Annotated in this window: 7 protein-coding genes; 3 read left to right on the top strand and 4 right to left on the bottom strand. The window is 68.6% G+C overall.

The window, feature by feature from the left end:
- Window positions 1–45: 45 nt before the first annotated feature.
- From DMC18_RS10670 to DMC18_RS10655, 4 genes are all read right to left on the bottom strand, one after another.
- On the bottom strand, window positions 46–1,767 hold the full coding sequence (locus tag DMC18_RS10670; protein WP_110132926.1) for a cellulase family glycosylhydrolase: 1,722 nt from the start codon (window positions 1,765–1,767) through the stop codon (window positions 46–48).
- Between the two features lie 349 nt (window positions 1,768–2,116).
- Window positions 2,117–2,467, bottom strand: a complete 351-nt coding sequence (locus tag DMC18_RS10665) for a peptidase inhibitor I78 (RefSeq protein WP_199228291.1) — start codon at window positions 2,465–2,467, stop codon at window positions 2,117–2,119.
- The gene (locus DMC18_RS10660; RefSeq protein ID WP_110117847.1) at window positions 2,464–2,922 is read right to left on the bottom strand and encodes a DNA polymerase III subunit chi; all 459 of its coding nucleotides are present in this window, start codon (window positions 2,920–2,922) and stop codon (window positions 2,464–2,466) included. The genes DMC18_RS10665 and DMC18_RS10660 overlap by 4 nt, the downstream gene beginning before the upstream one ends.
- A gap of 8 nt (window positions 2,923–2,930) precedes the next feature.
- The gene (locus DMC18_RS10655) at window positions 2,931–4,412 is read right to left on the bottom strand and encodes a leucyl aminopeptidase (RefSeq protein ID WP_110117846.1); all 1,482 of its coding nucleotides are present in this window, start codon (window positions 4,410–4,412) and stop codon (window positions 2,931–2,933) included.
- A 248-nt stretch (window positions 4,413–4,660) separates the two neighbouring features.
- On the opposite strand from DMC18_RS10655, the gene lptF reads away from it, so the two are divergent.
- From lptF to DMC18_RS10640, 3 genes are read left to right on the top strand one after another with little or no spacing between them, the layout of a single operon-like run.
- Entirely contained in the window at window positions 4,661–5,803 is a 1,143-nt protein-coding gene (gene lptF, locus DMC18_RS10650) for an LPS export ABC transporter permease LptF (RefSeq protein WP_110117845.1), read from the top strand.
- On the top strand, window positions 5,800–6,906 hold the full coding sequence (lptG, locus tag DMC18_RS10645; RefSeq protein ID WP_110117844.1) for an LPS export ABC transporter permease LptG: 1,107 nt from the start codon (window positions 5,800–5,802) through the stop codon (window positions 6,904–6,906). The genes lptF and lptG overlap by 4 nt, the downstream gene beginning before the upstream one ends.
- 28 nt (window positions 6,907–6,934) lie before the next feature.
- A complete protein-coding gene (locus DMC18_RS10640) occupies window positions 6,935–9,346 on the top strand; it encodes an LPS-assembly protein LptD (protein ID WP_233248121.1) in 2,412 nt (803 codons plus the stop codon).
- The last annotated feature ends 85 nt before the right edge of the window (window positions 9,347–9,431 follow it).

Genomic DNA, 9,431 nt, shown 5'->3' with positions numbered 1-9,431 from the left:
GTAACCCCTCACCCTCCCACGCTTCGCGTGGGCCCCTCCCTCTCCCTATGGGAGAGGTTTTGGAGTGGTGGGTTTGAGCTTGATCGACGTCACCGCAGCCGCCCCGTCGGAGCGCAGGACCAGGATGTTGGTCCCGGCCAGCAGTTGCACCGTCTCGCCGGATCGCACGGCCGCGCCGCCGTTGGCCGTCAAAGTCATCGGCCCCTGGCCTGCGATCGTGACCGCATAGGCCCCTGCCCGATCCGTCGTCACGGTGTAGCGCAGCCATTCGCCGGCGGTGAAGTCGGTGACGCTCTTGCCGTCGGGGGCGATGTCGACGCCGTCGTTGCGGTAGGTGCGGCCGTTGTTCCAGAGGGTGCGGTCGGCGCCGGTGGCGACGTGGTAGTTGGCGGCGTCCGTGTCCCAGTAGGCCTTGCCGATGACGCCAAGGTCGTAGTCGACGGCGGCGATGGTTCCGCCCTTGGCGGTGACGCGGTGAGGCTTGAACGGACGGACGCTGTCGTCGTGCGGCTGGCGCAGCATGGCGTCGAGCACGTCGGGGTGGCGCAGGTTGTTCTCGAACCGCACGTCGTGGGAGGCCAGCTTCATCAGCACGGCGTAGGCCTGGTCGGCCGAAACCGGGGTCTTGGCCTCGCCCGTGAGCGTGGCGACGACGGCGTCGTAGTCGGGACCGACCTGGACCTCCAGCGGCTGGTTGAAGCCGATCTTCTTCAGCGGCCAGAAGGCCCAGCCGATCCCATGGCCCTCGACCAGGCGGATGGCGTCGGCGAACCAGACATTGGAGTTCTCGCCCGACTCCCCCAGCCACACCGGCAGGCCGGTCTGCTCGCGCAGCTTCAGGATCGGCTCGACCGAGGCCTGGTCGTTGCGGTTCCAGTACTTGTGGAACGACAGGGCCAGATTGCCGTCCCAGGGCTTTCCCAGGCCCTTGTAGTTGTTGCCCCAGCAGTTGCCCTCGATGATCACCAGGTGGCGCTGGTCGACCTCGCGGATCGCCGCCGTGATCCGGCGCTGGAAATCCCAGAGCAGGTCCTGCTTCTCGTCGGCGCAGCCGTTGCCCGAGGCCTTACTGTCGAAATCCCAGTTGGGCTCGTTCAGCACGTCATAGGCGGCGATGGCCGGCTCGTCCTTGTAGCGCTCGGCCAGTTTCCGCCAAAGCGCGATGGTCTTGCGCTGGTTCTCCGGGCTGTCCCACAGCGAGGGCTTCTTCGGATCGCGGTCGGAGATGGCCAGGTCGTTGCCCTGCCCGCCCGGCGCGGCGTGCAGATCCAGGATCAGGTGCATGCCGTTGGCCTTGGTCCAGGCCAGGAGGTCGTCGATGCGCTTGAAGCCGTCTTCTATCCAGGTGTCGGCGCCGGGGACGGGCTCCTGGTCGGCCGACAGGGTCAGCAGGCCGTAGTGCATCGGCAGCCGCACGGAGTTGAAGCCGGCGGCGGCCATGTCGTCGATGTCGGCCTTGGTGGTGTGGTTGTCGAGCCAGGCCGTGTGGATCGCCGCCTCGCGCTGCGGGCCGACCAGGGCGGCGATGCGGGCGCGGATGACGTGTTCCTGGCCCAGCTTGGACAGGCGCAGCATGTAGCCCTCCTGTAGCATCCAGCCGCCCAGGCCCATGCCGCGCAGGATGACCGGCGCGCCGGTCTCGTCGACGATGCGGTCGCCCTGGGCCTTCAGCCATTGCGGACCGGGAGGCGGCGGCGCTTCGCCGGCGAGCGCGGTCGAGACGGCGAGCAGAGACGCGGCGGCGGCCAGGACGGCGACGAATTTCATGGACGAACTCCCCAGCGCGCGCGGCTGGTTGGGAGGTCGCCGCTGCGTCGCGGGCGGAGTTGGCCCGGGGACTCTGATTTTGTCTAGGTGGACGGCGCATTTGTCCATGAGGACAAATGGTTAGGGGGAAATGCTCGTAGAGATGGGCGCGGTGTTCAGGCGCTGAAATTCATCGTCATCCCGGCCGGAGCGCGTAGCGCGGAGAGCCGGGACCCAGGGGCCACACGCGGTGAGCCGGCTACGGCTGCGGGCGCGAACCCTGGCGCCGCGCCCAGTCCCCCTGGGTCCCGGATAAGCGCTGCGCGCTTTCCGGGATGACTATCTTCTTGGAGCGAAGGAAAGTTGGCGGCTAGCCGCACTTCACCTGCTGGACCACGCCCGTATCGGGATTGAACAGGATGTTCAGGCGGTCGGCGCGGTAGTCCATGGTGACCGGACAGGTGGTGCAGGCCACGCGCCAGCGGGAGGGATCGACCGGGGCCGGCAGTTCGGTGCGGTTCTTGCCGACGAAGGCCTGGGCGTCCTTCAGGCCGCACTGGTCCTTTTCGGGTTCCGGCGGCTTGGGCAGGGCGATGGCCGGCGGGGCGACCGGGGTTTCGGGCGGCGGCGGCGGGGCGGGCTCGGGCGCGCCGGTCGAGCAGGCCGCCAGGACCATGGCCGCGCCGAACATCACGCCAAACCGCTTCACGAACCGCGTCATGCCTTTTTCTCCCATCCACGTTCGGCCTGCTGCCAGTAGGACACCGGGTGGCCGGCCGCCTTGAACGCCTTCCAGCGGCCCCGCGCCAGCCGCAGGGCCTCTTCGTCACGACCGTCGAACAGCAGGATGCAGCGCGTGAACGCGGCAAGGTCCCCCGGCTCGGCGCCGTCGAGCAGGAACAACGCGTCCCCGCCGTTCGGGTTGTCGAGACCGGCGCTGAGCAGCACCGGCTGGCGCTCGGCCAGAGGCTCCTCGGCCATGCCGTGCGGCAGGAAGCTGTCGTCGCGAAAGGTCCAGAGGTGGGCGTCCAGCGCGTTGAGGCGCGCCGGGTCCCCGCCCCGGACCAGAGCCTTCCAGCCGCGCCCAAGGGTCTTTTCCAGCAGCTCGGGCAGCACCTGTTCGGCGCTGCTTCGCTCCAGATGGTAGAACCAGATCTCGCAGGGCGCGGCTGACATGGGTCCGATCAGCCCTCGTAGGCGTCGGCGACGAGGCGGTTGAGCAGGCGCACGCCGAAGCCGGCCGCGCCGTCGGGCACGGTCGGATCGGTCGAGCCCTTGCGCCAGGCGGTCGAGGCGATGTCGAGGTGGGCCCACGGCACGCCATTGACGAAGCGCTGCAGGAACAGGCCCGCCGTGATCGAGCCGGCCGGGCGGCCGCCGATGTTCTTCATGTCGGCGATCGGGCTTTCGATCTGCTTCTCGTAGGCCTTGGGCAGCGGCAGGCGCCACAGCGGCTCGCGCTCGGTCTCGCCGGCGGCCAGCAGCTTCTCCGACAGGCCGTCGTTGTTGCTGAACAGGCCCGCATAGTCGTTGCCCAGCGAGATGATGATCGCGCCGGTCAGGGTGGCCAGGTCGATCATGAACTTCGGCTTGAAGCGCTCCTGAGTGTACCAGAGGGCGTCGGCCAGGACGAGGCGGCCTTCGGCGTCGGTGTTGATGACCTCGATGGTCTGGCCCGACATCGAGGTGACGACGTCGCCGGGGCGCTGGGCGTTACCGTCGGGCATGTTCTCGACGAGGCCGAGCACGCCGATGGCGTTGACCTTGGCCTTGCGGCCGGCCAGGGCGTGCATGACGCCGGCCACGGCGGCCGCGCCGCCCATGTCCCACTTCATGTCCTCCATGCCGTCGGCGGGCTTGATCGAGATGCCGCCGGTGTCGAAGCAGACGCCCTTGCCGACGAAGGCGATCGGCTGGGCCGACTTGTCGGCCGCGCCGTTCCACTTGGCGATGACCAGCTGGCTCTCGCGGACGCTGCCCTGGCCGACGCCGAGCAGGGAGCCCATGCCGAGCTTGGCCATTTCGGCCTCGCCGAGGATCTCGACTTCCAGGCCCAGGCTCTCGAGGCCTTTCACGCGGGCGGCGAACTCTTCCGGATGCAGGATGTTGGCCGGCTCGGAGACCAGGTCGCGGCTGAACAGGATGGCGTCGGCCAGCGGCTCGAGCGCGGCGAAGGCCTTCTGGGCCTTGGCCGGATCGGCGGCGGCGACCTTCACCGTGGCGACCGAGGGCTTCTTCTCGGCCTTCTCGGTGGTGCGGTACTTGTCGAAGCGGTAGGCGGCCAGCTTGACGCCGAAGGCGACGCGGGCGGCGGTCTCGGCGTCGCCGCCGAGCTTGAGCAGCAGCTCGGTGACGCCCGAGGTCTTGACCGCGCCATAGGCATGGGCGGCGGCGATCTCGACGGTCTCTGGCTCGACCACGCCCGAACCGTCGACGCCGATCACCACCACGCGGGCGGCGTCGAGGCCGGCCGGGGCGACGATGTCCAGCACCTGGCCCTTGGCGCCGATGAAGCGGCCGCCGGCCGCGGCGCGGACGATGGCCCCGCCGGCGGCGTCGTTGACCGCCTTGGCCTCGGGCGAAAGGGCGGCGGCCTCGTAGGCGAGGACGGCGATGGCGGCGTTGGCGCCGGCCTGGCTGTCGGCGGGGACGAACTCGATACGCATGGAGCGCTCCTGGGAAGCGGAAAGCCCGGTCGCGGCGCGGCCTCAAGAAGGCCGCGATCCGACGCGACAGGACGTGAACGCCCGGCATAGTCCATGCCGATCCTTGGGAAAAGACCGTCGCCGTTCACAGCCCCGTCACGCCGTCCCACATCATGTCTTCGGTTGTGCCAAGCCGAGCCAGACGTGTAGAACACGCCAACGCCGGGGTTCGCCGCGCGAATCCGTGAAGCCCCCGAAACCACCCCCGCATGCGCCTGATCGAACGCTATCTTTTCCGACAGCTGGTCGGGCCGACCCTCCTGGCCATCGCGGCCCTGGCGGCGCTGGCCCTGCTCGCCCGAAGCCTGTCGGAATTCGACATCCTGGTCGAGCAGCGCCAGACGGCGCTGATCTTCGCCAAGATGATCCTGCTGGCCCTGCCGCAGCTGCTGAACATCATCATGCCGATTGCGCTGTTCGTGGCCGCCCTGGTGGCCCTGAACCGTCTGCATACCGAGCAGGAGATCGTCGTCTGCTTCGCCGGCGGCATGAGTCGCTGGCGGGTGATCTCGCCGGCCATGCGGCTGGCGGTCGGCGCGGCCCTGGTGTCGCTGGCGCTGGGGCTCTGGGCCCAGCCGTGGTCGTCGCGGCTGATCCGCGAGACGGCCTACGACATGAAGACGGACCTGGCCTCGACCCTGGTGCGGCCCGGCGAGTTCACCGAGCCCGGCCCCGGCCTGACGGTCTACGCCCAGTCGATCGACCGCGACAACCTGATCAAGAACCTGTTCATCCACCAGGAAAAGCCCAACGGCGGCTCGGTGACCTATACGGCCCGCGAAGGCGTCATCGCCAAGCGCAACGGCCTGCCGGTGCTGATCATGCGCAAGGGCTCCAACCAGGAATTCTCCAGCAGCGGCGTGCTCAACTACCTGTCGTTCGAGGAATATGTCTTCGACCTGTCGACCCTGTTCCAGAGCGACGAGCTGCTGCACTACAAGATCGCCGACCGCTATCCGCACGAGCTGTTCTTTCCCGACCTGACCCAGGAGTGGGAGCAGCACAACCGGGTGAAGCTGATCGCCGAGGGGCATTCGCGCCTGTCCAGCCCGCTCTACAACATCGCCATGATGGCCATGGCCTTGGCGGCCGTGATCGGCGGCTCGTTCAGCCGCATGGGCTACGCCAAGCGGATCGCCGCTGTCGGCGCGGCGGCGGCGGTGGTGCGCATCCTCGGCTTCGGCGTGCAGGCGGCCTGCGACGACTCGGTGTGGCTGAACGTGCTGCAGTACGCCGTGCCGATCGCCGCCACCTGGTGGGGCCTGGCCCAGATCTTCCGCCAGAAGGTCATGCGCTACGTGGCGCTCGGCGCGCATCGCGACGACCTCCAGCCGATAGGAGCCGCCTCGTGATCGGCCCGGGCATGATCGAGCGCTACGTGCTGCGCAAGACGCTGGCCTCGCTGGGCGCGGCCCTGGCCGTGCTGGGCGCGCTGGTGATGCTGATCGCCTTCGTCGACATCAGCCGCAACGTCGGAACGCGGTCCGAGGACGCGGGCTTCGGCCAGCTGCTGTACCTGACCATCCTGCAGGCCCCGGCCACCCTGCTGACCCTGACGCCGTTCATCTTCCTGTTCGGCACGCTGGGGGCGTTCGTCGGCCTCAACCGCCGCAGCGAGCTGATCGCCATGCGGGCGGCCGGCGTCTCGGCCTGGCGGTTCATCCTGCCGGCGGCCTTCGCGGCCTTCGCGATGGGCGTGGTGACCGTCACCCTGCTCAACCCGCTGACCGCGGCGATGAGCGCCCGCTTCGAGACCGAGCGCGACGCCCTGCTGGCCGGCTACCTCAAGGAAGCGCCCAAGGGCGCCTGGCTGCGCCAGGGCGACACCAAGCGCCAGATCGTCATCCGCGCCCGCATGCGCGACAGCGTTGGCGGGACGGTCCGCCTGCGCGGCGTGTCGTTCTTCGTCTACGACGTCCAGCCCAACGACACCCTGACCTTCAAGGAGCGCTACGAGGCGGCCGAGGCGCGGCTGGAGCCGGGCTTCTGGCGCCTGACCGGCGTCAGCGTGGCCACGCCGGGCGTCGGCGCCATGCGCACCGAAAGCGTCACCGTGCCGTCGGACCTGGACGAGCGCACGGCGGCCGACCGCTTCAAGAACCCGCAGGCCGTGGCCTTCTGGCGCCTGCCCGAGACCATCGCCCGCACCGAGGCCGCCGGCTTCTCGGCCACGCCGTTCAAGCTGCGCCTTCAGCAGATCCTGGCCACGCCGCTGCTGTTCGCGGCGATGTCGGTGCTGGCGGCGGCCTTTTCGCTGCGCCTGATGCGCCTGGGGGGCCTGGCGGCCCTGGCCGGCTCTGGCGTCGCGCTCGGTTTCGGCTTCTTCTTCTTCAACGAACTCTGCGGCGCGCTCGGCAAGGCCGATCTCCTGGGGCCTATCCTGGCCGCCTGGACCCCGCCGGCCGCGGCGCTTTTGGCGGGGCTGACCCTGCTTTGCTATACCGAGGATGGTTGAGTCTGTGACGCCGGCATCGAGGCCCCTGATGATCGATCTAAGCCCAGCGCCCGGCGCGGCGGTTCGCAAGCTGCTGATGGCCGGCGTCGCGTGGCTGGCGTTCGCCGCCAGCGGCGCGCACGCGGCCCAGCCGTCCCTGGCGACCGTGCCCGAAGTTCCGGCCAAGCCGGCCGCGGCCGACGACGGCCTCGGCGACGACGGCTACTATCTCGAATCCGATCTGCTGATCCGCGACGACGTGGCCCAGACCATGACCGCCCAGGGATCGGTGGAGGTCCGCTACCAGGGCCGCGTGCTGCGCGCCCAGGAAGTGATCTACGACACCAAGACCGGCGTGGTCACCGCCCACGGCAAGGTGCAACTGATCAACGCCGACGGCACGGCGCAGTTCGCCGACGACCTGACGCTGGACAAGGACATGCGCGCCGGCTTCGCGCGCAACTTCTCCACGCGCCTGGACAAGAACGTGAAGATCGCGGCCGCCACCGCCATCCGCCGCAACGACCAGGTCACCGAGCTCAATCAGGCGATCTACACGCCCTGCGACGTCTGCGCCGAGAAGCCGACCCCCACCTGGTCGATCGAGGCCGACAAGGTGGTGCAGGATAAGAGCAAGAAGATCGTCTACTACCACGGGGCGCGCATCCGAATGTGGGGCGCGCCGCTGCTGTACCTGCCGCTGTTCTGGCACCCGGACCCGCAGGCCAAGCAGAGCTCGGGCTTCCTGACGCCCAAGGTGGGCTTGTCGAAAAAGCGCGGCGTCTCCTACCAGCAGCCCTATCTGCAGGTCATCTCGCCGTCTTCAGATGTCATCATAAGCCCTCAAATCAACACGAAAATTAATCCGTTCCTCAACGTCAATTACCGCAAGCGCTTCTACTCGGGCATGCTCGAGGCGCGCATGGGGGCGACGTACGAGAAGGAGTTCGACAACAAGGGCAACCGCTTCGGCGACGCGACCACCCGCAGCTACATCCTGGCCAAGGGCGCGTTCGACATCGACGACAAGTGGAAGTGGGGCTTCAGCGCCGAGCGCGCCTCCGACGCCCTGCTGTTCGACAAGTACGACATCAACGACGTCTACGAGCAGCGCGGGCTGTTCACGAGCGAGGATCACCGCCTGACCTCGCAGATCTACGCCTCGCGGCAGGACACGCGGTCGTGGTTCTCGGTCTCGGCCGTCTCGGTGCAGGGCCTGCGGGTCGTGGGCACCGATTCCACCACGGGCCTGGGCAACAAGTTCGAGAACAGCGGGGCCTTCCCGCTGATCGGCCCGCTGGTCGAGGGCCGCTGGGAGCCGGAATCGCCGGTGCTGTTCGGCCGCCTGCGCCTGGAAGGCTCGGGCGTGGTGCTGAACCGCTCCGAATCGCAATTCGGCGAGTCGCCCTACTCCTCGGCCATGCAGACGGCCTATCGCGGCCAGAACGGCGTCGACAGCGCCCGCGGCAGCTTCCAGGCCGACTGGCGCGCCAGCACCGTGGTCGGACCCGGCCTGCGCATCCAGCCCTTCGCCCAGGCCCGCGCCGACGCCTACAACATCAAGGGCGTCTATCTGACGACCGCGGCCCTGGCGGCCGGAGACGACGCCGAGATCAGCTATTCGCGCACCCTGGGCGTGGCCGGCGTCGACCTGAGCCTGCCGCTCTACAAGGGCCTGAAGAACGGCGGCAGCGTCATCATCGAGCCTATCGTGCAGCTGGCGACGGGCTCGGACAGCTCGCGCGTGCCGGTCGTCGTCGCCCGCGACGGCTCCACGACCTACCTCTACAATGAGGACAGCTCGGCCTTCGAGTTCGACGAGACCAACCTGTTCCGCACCAACAAGTCGCCGGGCTTCGACCTCTATGAAGGCGGCACCCGGGCCAATGTGGGCGGTCGCGCGACCTTCACCACGGCCGACGGCCGCGGCGGCAGCGTCCTGATCGGCCGCAGCTTCCGCACCGAGTACGACCCGCTGCTGCCGGAACGCACCGGCCTGCAGGAGAAATCGTCCGACTGGATCGTGGCGGCCACGGTCACGCCGGTGAAGGGCGTCAGCGCCTATGTCCGCACCCGCCTGGATTCGGACACCACCAAGATCAACCGCATCGAAACCGGCATGGACGCCGCCACGGCGCGCCTGCAGGGCTCGTTCCGCTACCTGAAGGACAATGTCGACTCCAACGGCGAGCGGCAGGAAAACTTCGAGACGCGGGGCCAGCTGAAGCTGACCAGCAAGTGGGCCCTGACGGCCTTCGGCCAGCTCGACCTGGTGGCCGAAACCTGGCGCCGCCGCGACCTGGGCGTCGCCTACACGGACGATTGCATCCGCATCGACATCATCTACCAACACGAAGACCGCTATAGCTCGACGGTGACGGGCCTGAAGCTCCAGCCCGACGAGTCGATCGTGGTCCGCCTAACCCTCGCCACATTGGGTGATACAGGGTACAGCGACTGATTATTCCATCGCGCCGGGGGGCGTGCGGGGGTCCGCACGCGTCCTTGTGGCGTATCGAGGCGCGACCACCGACAGGCATCTGGAA

Origin of the sequence: Caulobacter sp. D5, assembly GCF_003185805.1 — a bacterium.
In the GTDB taxonomy this organism is placed as follows: Bacteria; Pseudomonadota; Alphaproteobacteria; order Caulobacterales; family Caulobacteraceae; genus Caulobacter.
The sequence above is the reverse complement of the archived record's forward strand: the minus strand, read 5'-3'. Positions and strand labels throughout refer to the sequence as shown.